This is a genomic window from Nocardioides sp. NPDC127514 (assembly GCF_040302125.1).
In the GTDB taxonomy this organism is placed as follows: domain Bacteria; phylum Actinomycetota; class Actinomycetes; order Propionibacteriales; family Nocardioidaceae; genus Nocardioides.
This window is the reverse complement of the sequence record NZ_JBEORF010000056.1, coordinates 1-17,875: the sequence shown is the minus strand read 5'-3', so window position 1 is coordinate 17,875 and position 17,875 is coordinate 1. Positions and strand designations below refer to the sequence as shown.

The following is a 17,875-nucleotide window of genomic DNA, read 5'->3' as shown; positions in this document are numbered from 1 at the left end:
GGCTCCGGGATGCGGATGGGCGGCGGCGCCCAGCAGTTCGGGGTCGACGCCGAGACCGTGCCGCTGCTGCTCAAGACGCTGCACGACCGCGTGCCAACTCGACCGACCGCGCTGACGCTTCGGGGGACGGGGGTGACGCCTCGGCCGACCGGGGTGACGCCTCGCTCAGGCGTCGAGATCCTGCGCCACCAGGGCAGCGATGGTGTCGACGGCGGCCTGGTCAGGGCCGGTGACCTCGACCTTGTCGCCGTTGGCGGCGCCGAGGGTCATGATCAGCAGCGACGAGGCCGCATCGACCGGCTCGCCGCCGGGGACGGCGAGGGTGATCTCGGCGCCGAGCTCGTCGACCTTCTCGGAGATGATCGCGGCGGGGCGGGCGTGCAGGCCGACGGCGGAGCCGACGGTGACGGTCTGGGTGGGCATGATGCTCCTTCGGTGGTGGGTTGAGGGTTCAGCTGGTCGCGGCAGCCGGGACCGGAGCGCGACCGACGGACTTGAGGGCGATCACCATCCCGGCGCCGACGATCACGCCGGCGGCCAGAGCGATCAGGTAGCCGAGCACGTTGGTGACGGCGAAGAGGACGAAGATGCCGCCGTGCGGTGCGCGGACGCCGACGTCGAAGAGCTGGGAGAGTCCGCCGGTCACCGCGCTGCCGACCATGATGGCCGGGATGACGCGCATCGGGTCGCCCGCGGCGAAGGGGATCGCGCCCTCGGTGATGAACGAGGCGCCGAGCAGCCAGCCGGCCTTGCCGTTCTCGTGCTCTGCGGGAGTGAAGAGCTGGGGGCGTACGACGGTGGCCAGCGCCAGTGCGATCGGCGGGACCATGCCGGCGAGCATGACGGCGGCCATGATCCGCAGCTCGGGGGAGTCGGCGGCGAGCGAGGCGGCGCCGACGCCGGTGGCGGCGAAGCTGTAGGCGACCTTGTTGAGCGGGCCACCCATGTCGAAGGCCATCATCAGGCCGAGCACGGCGCCGAGGGCGACGGCGCTGGTGCCGTCCAGGGCGGCGAGGCCGTCGGTGAGCCGCTCCATCAGCCAGTTGATCGGCTTGCCGAGCACGATGATCATCACCAGACCGGCCAGGATCGAGGTGACCAGCGGGATCACCAGCACGGGCATCAGACCGCGCGCCCAGCTCGGGACGCGCCACCCGCTGACCCAGTGGGCGATCACACCGGCGAGGACACCGCCCGCGATCGCGCCGAGGAAGCCGGTCGCGGGCGCCGAGACGCCGTCGGCGTTGACCACGCCGAACAGATTGGCGGCCAGGGCACCCATGATGAAGCCCGGCGCGATGCCGGGGCGATCGGCGATGGCGTACGCGATATAGCCCGCCAACGCCGGGATGAACAGCATGAACGCGGTCTTGCCGATGACGAAGAACAGTGCGCCGAGGTAGACGGCGAGGCCGCTGTCGAAGAGGGCGTGGTCGAGACCGAGGGCCTGTACGTCGGGGAGGTTGGTCAGGGTGTTGTCGACCATGACCGCGCCGTAGACGTCGGTGATGTCGTAGCCGCCGAGCAGGAAGCTCAGCGCGATCAGCAGGCCGCCGGCGGCGACGAACGGGATCATGTAGGAGACACCGGTCATCAGGACCCGGCGGGTCCGTCCGCCCCAGCTCTCCGACGCGGTACCGGCGGACTCCGAGGAGTCGCCTCTGCCGGACTCGACGCGGGCGGCGTTCGGGTCCGCGGCGGCGGCGAGCGCCTCGGCGATCATCGCGTCGGCGTCGTCGATCGGACGCTTCACACCGGAGGAGACCAGCGGCTTGCCGGCGAAGCGGCTCCGGTCGCGGACGCCGACGTCGACGGCGAAGATGGCGGCGTCGGCGCGGGCGATCGTCTCGGCGGGCAACGGCGTCGCCCCGGCCGAGCCTTGGGTCTCGACCGCGATCTCCACGCCGGCCCGCGCGGCCGCGGCCTGGAGCGCCTCGGCCGCCATGTAGGTGTGGGCGATCCCGGTGGGGCAGGCGGTCACCGCGACCAGGGTGTGCTTCTCCGCCGCGGTCGGGGCCGGTGCGGGCTCGGGCGTGGCGCTCTGGGCGGCGGCCGGTGCGTCGCCGACAGCGTCGAGGATGGTCCGGGCGGCCTGCTCGGCCGAGTCGGTCTCCCGCAGGGTCTGGCCGAACTCGGGGCGGGCGAGCGCACGGGCCAGCTTGGTCAGGATGGTCAGATGCGTGGCGTCTCCGCCTGCCGGCGCGCCGATCAGGAACGCGAGGTCGGCGGGGCCGTCCTTGCCGCCGAAGTCGACCGGCGGTGAGAGCCGGGCGAAGGAGACGACGGGCTCGTCGACCCCGGACGTACGGCAGTGCGGGATCGCCAGGCCGCCGGGGAGACCGGTGGCGGAGACCTCCTCGCGGGCCAGCGCGTCGGCGACGAGCGCGTCGAGGTCGGTGGCCCGGCCAGAGTCGGCCACGCGCTGGGCCAGGGCACGGATGACGTCGTGCTTGTCAGGGCCGAGATCGGCGTCGAGGGCCACGAGCTCGGGGGCGATGAGTGCGGACATCAGAGTCCTCCGGTGATGGGGTCGAGGTCGCGTACGGACACGAGGTCGGCACGGACCTGGGGTGGGGTGGGGAGGGTGGTGCCGGGGAGGCCGGCGGCTGCACTGCCGTACGCGACGGCGAGCCCGAGACGTTCAGGGGCGGAGAGCCCGCGCAGGTCGGCGAGGAGATAGCCGAACAGCGAGCTGTCGCCGGCGCCGACGGTGCTGACGACCTCGGTCGGCGGCGGGGTGGCGTGCCAGGTGCCTTCCGCGGAGACGAGGACGGCGCCGTTCGCCCCGAGGGTCGCGAGCACGGCGGTGACGCCGCGGTCGACGAGGGTCCGAGCCGCCGCCGCTGCGGCGGCTGGTTCGTCGAGGGAGTCGGCTCCGGTGATGGAGGCCAGCTCCTCGGCGTTGGGCTTGAGCAGGTCGGGTGCGCCGGCCGGGAGCCCGGCGGCGAGCGCCTCGAGAGGTGCCTCGCTGGTGTCGACGGCGATGTGGGTGCCGGTGGACCGGAGCGCGCTCACGACCTCGGCGTACCAACCGGACGGCGCCTCGGGCGGCAGCGACCCGGCGAGGACGACCCAGCTCGCCTGCTCGGCCTCCTTCACCAGCCGGGCCGCCAGGGCGTCGAGCAGCGCCGGGGTTGCGGTGGCGCCCGGTCCGTTGAGCTTGGTGGTGGTGCCGTCGGGCTCGGTCACGGTGGTGTTGATCCGGGGCCGGCCGGCGGGTCCGACGGTGACCACGTCGAGCCCGGAGGCGCGCAGCTCGTTGACCATGGGATCGAGGTCGGGGCAGGGGATCACGGCACGGGTGGGGACCCCTGCGGCGTACGCCGCTCCGGAGATGTTCACGCCCTTGCCGCCGGGCTGGGAGGTCGTGGTCCGGGCGCGCAGGACCTCGCCGCGGCGCAGCGGGCTGGTGAGCATCACCGTGTGGTCGATGCTCGGGTTGGCGGTCAGGGTGACGATCATGCGATCAGCACCTCGAGGCCGCTCTCGCGGAGCTCGTCGGCGACGTCGTCGTCGATGTCGCTGTCGGTGACGAGCACGTCGACGTTGCCCAGCGCGGCGAAGCGGAGCGTCGTCTCGACGCCGATCTTGCTGGAGTCGGTGAGGCACACGACCCGGCGGGCGGCGTTGACCAGCGCGCGCTTGGTCGCTGCCTCCTCGTGGTCGGGGGTGGAGAGGCCGTGGGCCAGCGTCAGCCCGTTGGTGGCCACGAAGGTGACGTCGACCCGCAGGCGGCTCAGCGCGTCCACGGTCTCGGCGCCCACCGCGGCCTGGGTGGCCGGCCGGACGCGGCCGGGGAGCAGGTGGAGCTCGATCTGAGGGCTGCCGGCCAGCATGGCGGCGACGGGGACCGCGTGGGTCACCACGGTGAGCTGGTGGTCGCGCGGCAGGGCGTGGGCGAACCTGCTGGTCGTCGTGCCTGCGTCGATCGCGATCGTGCCGCCTTCAGGCGGGAGGAGTGCGAGCGCGGCCCGGGCGATGCGGTCCTTCTGCGCGGTGAAGGTCTGCTCCCGCTCGCCGAGTGCGGACTCGAGCACGGCCACGGCCTCCACCGGCACGGCGCCACCATGGACTCGGCGGACCAGGCCACGTCGCTCCAGGGTGGAGAGGTCGCGCCGCACGGTCTCGGTGGTGACCTCGAACCGCTCGGCGATGTCGGCCACGGATATCCGCCCGCGTTCGGCGACGAGACGGGCCGTCGCGATCTGCCGCTCCTCGGCGTACATCGCGGCCTCCTTCATGATCGGTGTGGTTTCGGGTGGGTTTCGGGGTTGTGAATGCCCACATGTGTTGTTTTATGCCCGAATGTGTTGACTCGTCAAGGGGTTAGGGCAGATATTTGTGGTCATGGTCACGTCTCACTCATCTGTCCTCTCCGGCACCCCGGTGGTCCCGGGGATCGTGCTGGCGCCCGTCCACGTGGTGCGGACCGAGGTCGATCCCGCCGCGCTGGAGGCCTTCGAGCGGCGCGGCTTCGACCAGCCCGACGACGCCCTCGCTGCCTACGAGGCGGCCGCCACCGCCGTCGCCGACGGGTACGCCCGCCGGGCCGAGAAGGCCTCCGGCGCAGCCGCCTCCGTGCTGAGCGCGAGCGCCGGCCTGGCCCGGGACAAGGGGCTGCGGGTCGCCGTGGAGAAGCACCTGCGCGCGGGGGAGGGACTGGTCGCCTCCGTCGCGGCGGCGGTCGAGCAGTTCGCGACGCTGTTCAGCGGGATGGGCGGGCTGATGGCCGAGCGGGTCACCGACCTGCGCGACATCGAGCGCCGGGTCCTCGCCCACCTCGCCGGCGAGCCCGAGCCCGGCGTGGACGTGCCCGAGGGGCGGTGCGTACTGGTGGCCGCCGACCTGGCGCCGTCCGACACCGCTGCCCTCGACCCCGCCCGCGTCGTCGCGCTGGTCACCGAGCGGGGCGGCCCCACCAGCCACACCGCGATCATCGCCCGCCAGCTCGGCATCCCGTGCCTGGTCGGCGTGACCGGCGCGACCGGCATCGTCGAGGGAACGCCGGTGCTCGTCGACGGCCAGTCCGGCCTCGTCGACCTGGAGCCCGGCCCCGACGCCGCCGCCCGCGCCGAGGCCGATCTCGCCCGGCGCCAGGCCGTGGCCGCCTGGACCGGGCCAGGGCGTACCGCCGACGGCCACCCGGTGGCGCTGCTCGCCAACGTCGCCGACGGCTCCTCGTCACGCGACGCGGCCGCCGGCCAGGTCGAGGGCGTGGGCCTCTTCCGCACCGAGCTCTGCTTCCTCGACCGCCGCGAGGAGCCCACCGTGGCCGAGCAGGCCGACGTCTACACCGAGGTGCTCGCGCCCTTCGCCGGCCGTGGCCACGTCGTCGTACGCACCCTGGACGCCGGCTCGGACAAGCCGATCGCCTTCGCGACCCACGAGGGCGAGGAGAACCCGGCGCTGGGCGTGCGCGGCCTGCGGCTCGCCGCGGACAACCCCGGCCTGCTGGAGCGCCAGCTCGACGCCATCGCGATCGCCGCCGAGCGCACCGGCGCGGACACCTGGGTGATGGCGCCGATGGTCGCCACCGTCCAGGAGGCCGCCGACTTCGCCGCCCTGGTCCGCGCCCGCGGCCTCAAGCCGGGCGTCATGGTCGAGGTCCCGGCGGCGGCGCTGATGGCCCACCGGATGCTGGAGGTGGTCGACTTCCTCTCCATCGGCACCAACGACCTGACCCAGTACGCCATGGCCGCCGACCGGCTCGCTACCGACCTGGCCCACCTCACCGACCCCTGGCAGTCGGCGGTGCTGCAGCTCATCGCGATCACCGCCGAGGCGGGACGTACGGCCGGCAAGCCCGTCGGCATCTGCGGCGAGGCCGCCGCCGACCCGCTGCTCGCGCCCGTGCTCGTCGGCCTGGGTATCACGTCGCTGTCGATGGCCCCCGCGGCCGTGGCCGCCGTCGGCGCCCGCCTCGGCTCCGTGTCGGCCGGGCTGTGCGACGAAGCCGCCGAGGCCGCGCTCGGCGCACTGTCACCGCAGCAGGGCCGTGAGGCGGTCGCGAAGATCCTGGGCTGACCCGGCGGCTGTACGCGGCAGACTGGACTCATGCCCGCCCTCTACGCGTTCGCCGAGACCTGGGAGCTGCCGATGTCGACCGAGGCGGTGCGCGACGTGCTGGTCGACCTGGAGCGCTATCCCGAGTGGTGGCCGCAGGTGCGGGCGGTGGCGAAGCTGGGGGAGGACGATGCCCTGCTGGTGTGCCGCTCGACGCTGCCGTACGACCTGGAGATCGTGCTGCACGCGGTCAGTCGCGACCTGCCGACGCTGGAGGTCGGGCTCGGCGGGGACTTGGACGGGTTCGCGCGGTGGACGCTGACGCCGGCGCCGGGCGGGAGCCGGATGGTGTTCGAGCAGGAGGTCGTCGTCGACGGCCTCCTGGGACTGGCCTCGATGCTGCTGCGGCCGGTGCTGACCTGGAACCACCGGCAGATGATGCTCGGCTGCCGCAACGGCCTGGCCGCCGCGGTCTAGAGTGCGGAGCCCTTCTGGTACTCGGCCCAGGACAGGTTCCAGTCGCCGAAGCCGTTGTCCCACTCCATCTTCCGGTCGGTGCCGGTGGTGTCGACGATGTCGCCGATGCGGGCCAGGCCGTAGAGCCAGGCGGCGTTGGCGGTGGACAGGCCGGTGCAGCCGTGGGAGACGTTGGCGTAGCCCTGGGACCCGGTCGACCACGGCGCGGCGTGGATGAACTCGCCGGAGTTGCTGATCCGCATGGCGTACTCGACGTCGTCGAGGGAGTAGTAGTCGCTCGAGCTCTGGTCGGAGATGCCGATCGTCTCCGAGCGCATCTCCTTGACGCGGTGCTTCTCGGAGATGACCTTGATCCCCGAGCGCGTGGTGAAGCCGGGCTTGCCGGTGGTGATCGGGATCGTACGCAGCAGCTTGCCGTTGCTGAAGACCTTCATCTGGTGCGTACGCGCGTTGACCTTGAACACGTGCGCGTCACCGACCTTGTAGGTGGCGGTGCGGCTGTGCTGGCCGTAGACGTCGCCGCCGGCGGAGGCGCCGTTGATGTCGAGGTCGACCTTGATGGTGGTGCCGGGCTTCCAGTACCTCTGCGGACGATAGCGAGCCTCGGTGTCGGAGACCCAGTACCAGGACCCGGTCTGGGCCGGGGTGGAGGTGACGTGCATGCGCTTCTCGAAGGACGCGTGATCCTTGACCGGGATGTCGAAGTAGACCGCGACCGGCATCCCGACGCCGACCTCGGACTTGTCGACCGGGACGATCGTGGCGAAGGTCTGCTGGGCCAGGGAGAGCGAGCGGGTGGTGAAGCTGCTCTTCACGGTGCCGGTCTCACCGGTGGCGGTGACCGTGTATCGCAGCGCCGGGTCGAGCAGGTCGTTGGCGGTCCACGTCTTCTTGTCCTCGGAGAGCGATCCGGGCACGGTGCGTCCGTCGGGCTTGGCGACCTTCACGCTCGTGAACTCACCCGAGGTCGCCGTCACCGTCACGACGCTGTCGACGGGTACGTCCTTGGCGCCGTCGGCGGGGGCGATCGTGGCGGCGAGAGGCTTCGCCGACGGCGAGGCGCTGGCCGACTCGCCCTTCGCGGCGGACTCCGGGCTCTCTGAGTTCCCGGCGCAGCCGGAGAGTGCGATCAGGGCCACCACGGCCACAACGACAGGAAAAGGACGAACCCGCATGGGATAACTATGCGGTAGGCGGCAACCGAATTCTCGGCGCGTCCGCGCGTGTGATGAAGGTTGTGGTGTTGTCGGTGCTGCCACGTACGGTATCTGCCGATGAGTGACACTCGCGTCGAGGCGGCGTACGCCGGGGCTCTGGCCGCCTTCAAGAACCCGATGCTCGACCTCCTGCACGGCCGGTTCGCGCCGTTCGTGGTGGCGGTGCTCTCGGTGACCTTCACCTCCGAGCGGGCCGCCGTGCCGGTCGTGGACGCGCACGCCGAGATCGGCGACATGCTGGACCGGCTCCGGGCGACCGGCCACGCCGAGGGGGAGGGTGGCGAGGTGATGCTGCCGGTCGGCACGGCGCGCGAGCTGTGCCGCCAGTGGGTGCGCGCCGGGTGGCTGCTGCGCCAGATCGAGGGCGAGGACGAGGTCTACCGGCTCTCCGCGCATGCGGTGGGTGCTCTCGAGATCGCCGGCCGGGCGAGCGGGTCGCGGGCCCGGGTCTCCGAGTCGCGGGTCAGGACGCTGCTGGAGGCGGTCGAGCGGCTCGCCCTGGATGCCGACCCCGACGTGCTGACCCGGGTGGCACGGCTGACCGAGGAGATCGCCGAGCGACGCGCCGAGATCGCCCGCCTGGACCGCACCGGCGTCGTCGACACCGTCGATGACGACACCCTGCTGGAGCAGGCCGAGAACATCCTCCATCTGACCCGTGAGCTCCCGGCCGACTTCGCGCGGGTGGTCGAGTCGATCCGGGCGATGCAGCGTGACGTGGTGACCGACCTGCGCCAGGACGTACGCCCGGCGGGCGAGGTCCTGCGCGAGTACCTGCAGCGCGGCAAGGACGTGATGGCCTCCACGCCGGAGGGCAAGGCGTTCGCCGGTGCGCTGCGGATGATCGGTGACCCGCGCCGCCTCGACGACCTGGCCACCAACCTGCACACGGTGCTGCGCCACCGGTTCACGAAGGCGATGGGTCCGACCGAGCGGGCCGAGCTGGCTGCGGTCGGGCGCAGGATCGAGACGGGCGTGGCCGAGGTGCTGGCCGCCCAGCAGACCGCCTCTCATGTGATCACCACCCAGGTGCGTACGCACGACCCGGCCCGCGACCGGCAGGTCGACGACCTGCTGCGCGATGTGATGGTCGGCTTCCAGGCGTGGATGCCGTCCTCACGGCCGGCCGAGTCCGTCGAGCCGCTGCGCCGGCTGCCGGTCGCCGACCTCGGTCACCTGCGCCAGTCGGTCAGCGAGCTACGACCGCCCGAGCCGCCGGCGCCGCTCGCCGACTGGGGCGACGTGGAGAGCGCGGTCGAGGACACCAAGGCCTGGGGCGGACCGGGCTACCGGGCGATCGAGGCCCACCTGGACGACTATCTCGCGGCTCATGGGGCGGACGAGCCGGTCGACCTGGCCGAGGTCTTCGCGGCCGCGCCGGAGGAGATCCGGCGCCCGGTCGACCTGCTCGGGCTGCTCGAGATCGCGCATCGCCGCGGGATGGCCGAGACGGGGGAGATCTCCACGATCGAGGCGGTCCGGGCCGACGGGGTGCGGCGACGGTTCGCGTTCGGCGGAGTGAGGCTCAGCGCAGTGATGGCGGCAGATGACAAGGGGGATGGGCGTTGAGCGAGACGGTGACACCGGCCGAGGCTGGGGCTAACCCTCAAGTTGAGGTTGAGGATGAGGCGGGGGCCGTGGCCTACGGCAGCGAGCCGGAAGGCTTCATCGAGCCCGTCTCGATGGAGGACGACCCGACCGAGCTCTTCGTCGGCGACCGCGGTGTCCTCGACGCCGACATCCGCCGGGTGCTGGTCCAGCTGCTGCGCCGCCGGTTCATCACGGCCGAGAAGAACCCGCGGCAGTGGCGTACGTTGCTCGACCACCAGGCGGTGATCGAGTCCCGGCTCCACGACCTGTTCATCCGGCTCGTCGTCGACCACGACCGCGGCATCGCCTACAAGCGACAGGTCCGCTCGGAGGAGCTCGACGTGCCGGTGCTCCTCAAGGACGACGCCTACTCGCGGGCCGAGACGCTCGTGCTGGTCCATCTCCGCACCGTCTTCCAGCGCGAGCGGGGCGCGGGGGAGAACTCCGCGCGGGTGGACGCCGACGAGCTGGAGCAGACCGTGCTCACCTACTTCGACGTCGCCAGCGGCGACGCCGCCGCCCGCCGTGAGATCCGCCGGGCCGTCGACCGGCTCGCCCGCGAGGGGCTGATCGAGGAGGAGTCCGAGGACCGCTACCGGATCACCCCGCTCGTCGAGATCGTGCTGAGCGTCGAGAAGCTCGCCGAGCTGAAGGCGTGGCTGAAGGAGTCCGCTGGTCGGGCGGCGAGCCCGCCTGCGGCGGAGCGTGTCGAGGCCAGCGAGAACGACGACGATGACGCCGACGATGAAGAGGAGACCGAGCAGTGAACATGATCGACAGCCTCTTCGGCCTCATCCCCGCCCGCTCGAACGGCCGGCAGTGGGTCGCGCGCGAGCTGCAGCTGGTCAACTGGGGCGGCTACGACGGCGCCCACCGGGTGCGCTTCTCGCCGACCGCGACGCTGCTGACCGGCGGCTCCGGGTCGGGCAAGTCGACGCTGATGGACGCCTACATCGCGTTGATCATGCCGCACACGACGCCGTTCAACGGTGCCTCCAACGGAGGTGTGGTGGGCCGTCCGCGCGGCCAGGACCAGCGCAACATCCTCTCCTACGCGCGCGGCAAGATCGACGAGGCGAAGACTGCCGACGGCACCAAGATCCGGGTGCTGCGCGGCGACGGCCGCGACACCTGGTCGGCGATCGCGATGACCTGGGAGGACCAGACCGGGGCCCGCTTCACCGCGGTCCGTGCCTGGTACGTCCCCGCGTCCGCCAAGAACCTGGACGACGTGACCAAGCTCCGTGCCGTGGCCGAGGCGGGCTTCGACGTACGCGATCTGGAGCCGGTCGCGGCCCACCGGTTCACGCGCACCTCGGTCGCCGAGGTCGGGCTCACTCCGATCGACACCGACCGCGACTTCACCGCTCGGATCCACTCCGCGCTCGGGATCGGTGCCGCGGGCGACGGCGAGAAGGCCGTCAACCTGCTGGGAAGGATCCAGGCGGGCCAGCAGATCACCACGGTCGACGACCTCTACAAGAAGATGGTGCTCGAGGAGCCCGAGACCCTCGCGACCGCCGACGGCGTCGTCGCCCACTTCGACGAGCTCTCCGCGACCCGCGACCGGATGGTCACCGCGCAGCAGCAGGTGCGTGCGCTGACGCCGATCCGCGAGCACCGGGCGGCGATCGAGGACGCTGCCGTGCGGCTCGGCGTGATCGAGGACATCGGCTCGTTCGCCGAGGAATCCAGCCCGGCAGGGCTCTGGCGGGCTGGACAGCGGGTCGAGCTGATCAGCGCGCTCGAAGCCGACCTCAGCGAACGCCACCGCGAAGCGGAGCGGGCGGTTCACGAGCAAGACGCGCTGGTCGCCGCCGCCGAGAGCGAGCGCGAGGCCCTGGAGCAGACCCTGCGTGCTTCGGGCGGCGATCGCCTCGAGACCGCCAGCCGCGAGATCAAGGCTGCCGAGACCAGGCTCGCGAGCATACGCAGCGCCCGGTCCTCGCTCGACGACGAGCTCTCGGTGCTCGATGTCGACGTGGCGGACCAGAAGGCCTTTGAGGATTTGCTGGTTCGGGCTCGGGCGGCCCTGGCCGACGAGGATGGTCGTCGGGCCGCTCGCAACACGTACGCCGCGGCCCGATCTTCCGCGGACGAGAAGGCGCGACGGCTCGATGCTCTGGAGCGGGAGCTCCGTGATGCCAGGAGCGCGAAGAACAACATCCCCGAACCGCTTCGCGCTGCACGTGGGCTGCTGGCCGAGGCCGCCGGTCTCACCCCGGCCGACATGCCGTTCGTCGGCGAGCTGGTGGAGGTGCGAACCGAGTACGAGGCCTGGCGCGAGGCGTTCAACCTCGCGTTGGGCGGGTTCGCGACGACGATGCTCATCGACGCTGCTCACGCCGGTGCGTTCCGCGCCGCGATCGACTCGGTGCGGACGCCGACCCGGGTGCGGTTCGAGGCCGTACACACGGGCATGCGTGACCAGAACGATCCCGACGAGGGCACTCTGCCCGGGCGCCTCGAGTATCGGCGCACGGTCTTCACCGGGTGGCTCAAGGAGCGGCTGGTCTCGCGGCACGGGTACGTGTGCGTACAGACGCCCAGCCTGCTCGCGCAGCACAAGATGGCGCTCACCGTCACCGGCCAGGTCTCCCATGGTGCCCGGGGTGCGCACGGCGGCCACGGCGCCCGCAACGTGCTCGGCTTCACCAACACGCGGTTGGTCGCGCACCTCGAGGAAGAGATCGACGCGGTCCGACGCGAGGCCGACGAGGCGGCCACCGCCGTCGAGAAGGCCGAGCAGGCGCTCGAGGACCTCGACGCCAGCCGCGCCGCGTACCAGGCGATCACGAAGGTCTCCTGGGACCACGTCGACGTGGCCGCGGCCGAGGCTGAGCGCGACCGCTGGGCCTCGGTGATCGCCGAGGTCACCGCCGACAACCCCGAGATCGCCGATCTCCAGGAACGGGTCGCCGCGGCGCGGCGCTCGGCCGCCGCTCGGCGCGAGGACGTGGGTCGGGCCAAGAGTGCCTTCGAGCGACTCGACCAGCGTTGGAGCGCGATCGTCGACGAGGTCGACCAGGCCAAGGATGCGCTCGAGAAGGCTGAGTCGTCCGGGTTGGAACTCCGTGCCGAGCAGCGGGAATACCTTGACGAGCTGTTCCGGGCATCAGGTGGTGGCGAGGCTGGTCGTCGCGAGGACGTGCTCGCCGAGCTCGATGCCGTCTTCGTGCGCGCGGGCGAGCGGTTGAGCGCCGATCGCGAGGCCGCGAAGGAGACGATCGGGCAGGCCAGGACGCAGCTGCAGCAGACGTTCGAGGCCTTCCTGGAGCGCTGGCCCAACCCGAATCTCCACACCGACCCCGATGCCTCCTACGCAGACTTCGACCGTCTCCTCGATGAGCTGCAATCCAGCGGTCTGCACGAGCTCGAGGTCGAGTGGCGCGACTCGCTGCTCAACTTGTCGGGCAACGACCTGACCAACCTGGATTCGACCTTGTCGCGGGCCGTGCGTGAGATCCGGGACCGGATCGACCCGATCAACCAGATCCTCGCGGAGCTGCCTTTCAACGACGACGGCCACCGGCTCCGGATCGACACCCAAGAGGGCCAGTCGGCAACGCGCGGCCGATTCCGTCGCGAGCTGCGTACCGTGCGTGACCTGATCGAGAAGGCGACCACCAACGACACCCGGGAGCAGGCCTACACCCGGATGTCCCGGCTCATCGACCGCATGCGCCGCACGGCGCCGGACTTCGCCGACCTGATCGACGTACGCAACCACGTCCGGGTCAGCGCCGAGAAGGTCACCGCCGACACCGAACAGCACGTCGCCCTCTACGACCACATCGGCGAGAAGTCCGGCGGCGAGTCGCAGGAGCTGGTCGCCTTCATCGTCGGCGCAGCGCTGCGCTACCAGCTCGGTGACGCGGGTGCGGAGCGGCCGCGCTACGCCCCGGTCTTCCTCGACGAGGCGCTGATCAAGGCCGATGCCCGCTTCACCGGCCGCGCCATCGGCGCCTGGCGAGGCCTCGGCTTCCAGCTCATCATTGGTGCACCGAACGACAAGCACAGCGCCATCGAGCCCCATGTCGACGTCCAGTACACGGTGCTCAAGGACGCCCAAGGCCATTCCTACCCGAAGCTCGAGGTCGGCCTCGAGGAGGTCGCCGCACGGTGATTGCTCGGTTGGTGCGACCTGTTGACGCGGGGGTGAAACTCGCTGGCCAGGTCAAGAGCAAGTGGGCGGCGGCGGTCTGCGCGGAGACGCGTGGCGAGGAGTACCCATTCCAAGTCTCGCTGCGGCCGAACGTGACCAGCGGAGCCATCGTGGAGCGGGATCTGATGGACTCCTGGGGTGAGTGGCGATCCGAGTGGAGGCGTCTCGGAATGCCTACAGAAGCCGGGGCCGGTGCCTGGGTGAACAGCCCCGAAATCTCGGTGAGGCGGCAGCGCGTCGCGGCGCCCATGTCGCTCCATGCACCCGACCTGGCCTCTGCGGAAGCTGCCTTGGCGGTCCTGGGCGGCGGACCGGTCATGGTGGATATCGAAGCCGCCAAAGAAATAGCACGACGCATGCACGCGGCGGGCGCGTTGCTCACCCCGGGCACGCTCAAGAAGGTCGTCGGTCTCCCGGAAACCGATCGGGAGGCACTCTGGAGGGTGCTCGGCTTTCTGGCCGAGCACCCCGACGTGAGCCACTGGAGTGCTCGACAGCTCCCAGTTCCTCATCTGCACACCAAGTGGCTCGACACGAACATGTCCTTGGTCAACGGGCTGACCGGGCGTGATCTCGCGGGCGAACTCCGGAAGCGGCCCACGGCGGTCCACCTGACGTACGTCGATCCGACCTATCGTGCGAAAGGGGGCCGGCGCCACGACGCGTGGACCGCGGGGGACGACCACGACATCGCCTACCAGCCACAGACCGTCCTGGTCGTTGAGAACCGGGACTGTCGGGTCTTCTTCCCGGAGCTGGCCGGCACGGTTGTCGTCGAGGGCGGCGGGGCTGCGGCCACGGCGCTGGTCGCGGAGATTCCATGGGTTCGGGATGCCCAGAGGGTCGTCTACTGGGGCGACATGGACGCCGACGGCTATGCGATCCTTGATCGCTTCCGGGCAGCGCTGCCCGAGGTCTCGTCGATCCTGATGGATGCGGTCGCAATGAATCGCCACGCCGAGCACGGGGTGCTCGACGACAAGGACGGCAAACCGCTCAAGCCATCGGAACGCAAGCTCCGTGAGCTCACCGAGGACGAGCGAGCCGCGTACGACATGATCGCCACCGCGGGCCCGGCTACGTTTCGCCGGATCGAGCAGGAGAAGCTCCTCGATGAAGCCATGGCCGCTCTGTCCTCCTTGCCCCGATAGTCCCAGGCGTTCCGGCCCGTCTACTGGCAGGTAACGGGCGAGGACGTCTGAGACCAGTTCCTAAGGCTGCATCGAGAGGAACAGGAACGCGGCCAGCAGGACGAGGTGGACGAACCCCTGCAGGGCGTAGACGCGGCCCTGGACGACGGTGAGCCCGGTGACGAACACCGAGATGACCAGCAGCACGATCTGGGTCGGCTCGAGGCCCAGCTCGAGGGGACCGGTCAGCCAGATCATCGCCACGGCGAGGGCGGGGATGGTGAGTCCGATCGACGCCATCGCTGAGCCGTAGGCGAGGTTGAGGCTCGTCTGGACCCGGTCCCGAGACGCGTTGCGGACCGCGGCGATCGACTCGGGAGCGAGGACGAGGAGAGCGATCACGACACCCACGACCGCGTAGGGGAACCCGAGGCTCTTGACGGTGCTCTCGATCGTGGGGGAGAGGACCTTCGCCAGGCCGACCACGGCGACGAGGGAGACCAGGAGGAGGGCCAGGCTGAGGGCGGCCTCGCCCGCCGAGGGCGGGTCGGCGTGGCTGTCCTTGTCGAGATCGACCAGACCGGTCATCCGACCGTGCTCGTCGCTGGTGACGGGGAGGAAGAAGTCGCGGTGGCGGACCGTCTGGGTGAAGAGGAAGGCGACGTAGAGCGCCAGCGAGGCGATGGCGGCGAAGACGAGTTGCGACGTCGAGTACTGCGGGCCCTGCGCCGACGTCGTGAACCTCGGCAGCACCAGGGTGAGACCGGCCAGGGCGATGACGGTGGCGACCGCCGACCCGGTGCCCGCGGCGTTGAAGCTGACCAGCCCGTGCTTGAGGGCGCCGACCATGAGCGAGAGCCCGACGATGCCGTTGAGGGTGATCATCACCGCGGCGAAGACGGTGTCGCGGGCATAGGTGCTGGTGTTGTCGCCACCGCTGGTCATCAGCATCACGATCAGACCGACCTCGATCACGGTCACCGCGATCGCGAGGATCAGCGAGCCGAACGGCTCGCCGACCTTGTGGGCGACGACCTCGGCGTGGTGGACCGCGCCCAGCACCGCACCGATCAGCACCGCCGCCACCACGGCCAGGATCGTCCAGTGGTCGTGGCGGAGCCACGCGAAGACCAGCACCACCAGGGCGAGGATCGGCACGACCACTGACCATTGCAGGCGGCCCCGGACCGCTGGCGCACTCATGGGGCGACCCTATCCCGGCGCTGGGCCGCCGACAGGATGCTCGACACGCGCTCGTAGCCTGAGGGGCGTGCCTTCCTCCTACACTCCTCCGGCCGCGTTCAAGACCCGTCCCGACCTGCTGGGGAGGTTCGGCATGGTCGGCTCGACGCACTGGCTGGCCAGCGGTGCCGCGCAGGCGGTCCTCGAGCGCGGCGGTAACGCCTTCGACGCGGTGGTCGCGGGTGGGTTCGTGCTGCACGTGGTCGAACCCCACCTCAACGGGCCGGGTGGCGACCTGGTCGGGATCTTCGCTGCTGCCGACGGCGCGCCGACGGTCCTGATGGGCCAGGGGCCGGCGCCGGCCGGGGCTTCGGTGGAGCACATGCGGGCCGAGGGCCTCGAGCTGGTCCCCGGCTCGGGCGCGCTGGCCGCCGCCGTTCCGGGCGCGGTCGAGGCCTGGCTGATGCTGCTGCGCGACCACGGCACCTGGGAGCTGGGCGAGGTGCTCGCCTACGCCATCGACTACGCCCGCAACGGCCACCCGATCCTGGGCCGGGCAGTCTCCACGATCGCGGCCGTGGCCGACCTGTTCCGCGATCATTGGCCCACGTCTGCCGCTCACTGGCTCGTCGACGGCGAGCTGCCGGAGCCGGACACGATGGTCCGCAACGAGGCCTATGCCGCCGTGCTCGACCGTCTCGTCGCCGCAGGTGACGGCGCAGCGACCCGTGAAGAGCGTATCGACGCGGCGCGTGCCGCTTGGGGGAGCGGCTTCGTCGCCGAGGCGATCGAACGGTTCGTACGCACCCCGCACCGCCACTCCTCCGGAACCGATCATTCCGGTGTGATCACGGCGGCCGACATGGCCGGGTTCTCGGCTGCGTACGAGACACCGGTGACGACGGAGTTCCGGGGCCACACCATCGCGAAGGCCGGGCCGTGGACGCAGGGGCCGGTGCTGCTGCAGGCCCTCAACCTGCTCGAGCCGCTCGACGATGCGCTGCTCGACCCCAGCAACCCCGACGGCGCGCACACGATCCTGGAGGCGACCAAGCTCGCCTTCGCCGACCGCGACGCCCACTACGGCGACGGCGCCGATCCGGCCGTGATCGAGACTCTCCTGTCCCAGGAGTACGCAGCCACCCGCCGGCCCCTCATCACCGATGTCGCCTCGGCCGAGGTCAGGCCCGGGCTCGGCGCGAAGGCCTTCCCGCCGCTGCGCGAGACCTACGACCCCGCCGCTGCCGCGTCCGGGGTCGGGGAGCCGACCGTCTCGCACGATGGCGAGACCCGCGGCGACACCTGCCATATCGACGTCACCGACCGCTGGGGCAACATGATCGCGGTCACCCCCTCGGGCGGGTGGCTGCAGTCCTCGCCCACGATCCCCGAGCTCGGCTTCTGTCTCGGCACCCGCCTCCAGATGACCTGGCTCGAGCCGGACCTGCCCTCCACCCTCACCCCCGGCCGGCGGCCGCGCACGACTCTCACGCCCACTCTCGTCCTCCGCGACGGCCGGGCCGTCACCGCCGTCGGCTCTCCCGGAGGCGACCAGCAGGATCAGTGGCAGCTGCTCTATCTGTTGCGCACTCTCGTCGGCGGCTATTCGCCGCAGGAGGCCATCGATGCCCCGGCCCTCCACTCGACATCGTTTCCTGGGTCCTTCTGGCCGCGTACGTGGACTCCTGCGGGTGCGGTGCTCGAGGACCGGCTCGGGGATTCGGTCATCGAGGGGCTGCGGCGGCGGGGGCACGCTGTCGAGCTGAGTGGAGACTGGTCGCTGGGGCGGCTTTCTGCGGTTACTCGGGATCCGGACAATGGGACGCTTTCTGCTGCTGCTAATGCTCGGGGTGCGCAGGGGTATGCCGTCGGGCGCTGATGCTCCGGCCGCTGGTCGAGCCGCCGTGCTCCGCTGGTCGAGCCGCCTCCGCTGGTCGAGCCGCCGGAGCCGCTAGGCGGAGGCGTGTCGAGACCAACACGGTTCTTCCGCGGGAAACCTCGGTTAGGGACTGTTCCTCGTTTCGGGGTTCGCCGCCGACCCTTGATTTGAGTGTTTCTCGATCGTGCGCCGCGTCAAGGACGCCCTTCGGGCGCCGCTGCGCGGTGGCCTT

13 protein-coding genes are annotated in these 17,875 nt (G+C 71.1%); 7 read left to right on the top strand and 6 right to left on the bottom strand.

The features are described 5' to 3' along the window. Positions 1–165: 165 nt before the first annotated feature. Genes ABTX24_RS29460 through ABTX24_RS29445 form a run of 4 tightly spaced genes read right to left on the bottom strand, consistent with a single transcriptional unit; the run spans position 166 to position 4,241 of the window. Positions 166–423: an HPr family phosphocarrier protein gene (locus ABTX24_RS29460; RefSeq protein ID WP_160023680.1), complete on the bottom strand. Its 258-nt coding sequence runs from the start codon at positions 421–423 to the stop codon at positions 166–168. A gap of 28 nt (positions 424–451) precedes the next feature. Further along, positions 452–2,512: a PTS fructose transporter subunit IIABC gene (locus ABTX24_RS29455; RefSeq protein ID WP_350844715.1), complete on the bottom strand. Its 2,061-nt coding sequence runs from the start codon at positions 2,510–2,512 to the stop codon at positions 452–454. Beyond that, positions 2,509–3,462, bottom strand: a complete 954-nt coding sequence (locus ABTX24_RS29450) for a 1-phosphofructokinase family hexose kinase (RefSeq protein WP_350844710.1) — start codon at positions 3,460–3,462, stop codon at positions 2,509–2,511. Before ABTX24_RS29450 ends, ABTX24_RS29455 begins: the two co-directional genes overlap by 4 nt. Further along, on the bottom strand, positions 3,459–4,241 hold the full coding sequence (locus tag ABTX24_RS29445) for a DeoR/GlpR family DNA-binding transcription regulator (protein ID WP_350844708.1): 783 nt from the start codon (positions 4,239–4,241) through the stop codon (positions 3,459–3,461). The genes ABTX24_RS29450 and ABTX24_RS29445 overlap by 4 nt, the downstream gene beginning before the upstream one ends. A 106-nt stretch (positions 4,242–4,347) precedes the next feature. On the opposite strand from ABTX24_RS29445, the gene ABTX24_RS29440 reads away from it, so the two are divergent. Together ABTX24_RS29440 and ABTX24_RS29435 are read left to right on the top strand one after the other, a co-directional pair. After that, positions 4,348–6,024 (top strand): putative PEP-binding protein, encoded by a 1,677-nt coding sequence (locus ABTX24_RS29440; RefSeq protein ID WP_350844706.1) that lies wholly within the window; start codon positions 4,348–4,350, stop codon positions 6,022–6,024. 30 nt (positions 6,025–6,054) lie between these two features. Next, complete coding sequence (locus tag ABTX24_RS29435; protein WP_350844704.1) at positions 6,055–6,480, top strand: SRPBCC family protein; 426 nt, start codon at positions 6,055–6,057, stop codon at positions 6,478–6,480. Here ABTX24_RS29435 and ABTX24_RS29430 read toward each other — a convergent pair. Then, on the bottom strand, positions 6,477–7,655 hold the full coding sequence (locus ABTX24_RS29430; RefSeq protein ID WP_350844702.1) for a L,D-transpeptidase: 1,179 nt from the start codon (positions 7,653–7,655) through the stop codon (positions 6,477–6,479). The two genes, ABTX24_RS29435 and ABTX24_RS29430, sit on opposite strands and share 4 nt — an antisense overlap. Positions 7,656–7,754: 99 nt before the next feature. Here ABTX24_RS29430 and ABTX24_RS29425 point away from each other — a divergent pair, with 99 nt between their 5' ends. From ABTX24_RS29425 to ABTX24_RS29410, 4 genes are all read left to right on the top strand, one after another. Next, entirely contained in the window at positions 7,755–9,266 is a 1,512-nt protein-coding gene (locus ABTX24_RS29425) for a DUF3375 domain-containing protein (RefSeq protein WP_350844700.1), read from the top strand. Between the two features lie 68 nt (positions 9,267–9,334). Then, positions 9,335–10,054 carry a DUF4194 domain-containing protein gene (locus ABTX24_RS29420; RefSeq protein ID WP_350844698.1) on the top strand — a complete coding sequence of 240 codons (720 nt, stop codon included), beginning with the start codon at positions 9,335–9,337 and terminating at the stop codon, positions 10,052–10,054. A 2-nt stretch (positions 10,055–10,056) separates the two neighbouring features. Beyond that, entirely contained in the window at positions 10,057–13,413 is a 3,357-nt protein-coding gene (locus ABTX24_RS29415; protein WP_350844713.1) for an ATP-binding protein, read from the top strand. Next, a complete protein-coding gene (locus ABTX24_RS29410) occupies positions 13,410–14,603 on the top strand; it encodes a Wadjet anti-phage system protein JetD domain-containing protein (RefSeq protein WP_350844696.1) in 1,194 nt (397 codons plus the stop codon). The genes ABTX24_RS29415 and ABTX24_RS29410 overlap by 4 nt, the downstream gene beginning before the upstream one ends. A gap of 60 nt (positions 14,604–14,663) precedes the next feature. Here ABTX24_RS29410 and ABTX24_RS29405 read toward each other — a convergent pair whose 3' ends face one another. Beyond that, positions 14,664–15,785: a calcium:cation antiporter gene (locus ABTX24_RS29405; RefSeq protein WP_350844695.1), complete on the bottom strand. Its 1,122-nt coding sequence runs from the start codon at positions 15,783–15,785 to the stop codon at positions 14,664–14,666. Between the two features lie 67 nt (positions 15,786–15,852). On the opposite strand from ABTX24_RS29405, the gene ABTX24_RS29400 reads away from it, so the two are divergent. After that, a complete protein-coding gene (locus ABTX24_RS29400) occupies positions 15,853–17,643 on the top strand; it encodes a gamma-glutamyltransferase family protein (RefSeq protein WP_502891119.1) in 1,791 nt (596 codons plus the stop codon). Positions 17,644–17,875 lie beyond the last annotated feature (232 nt).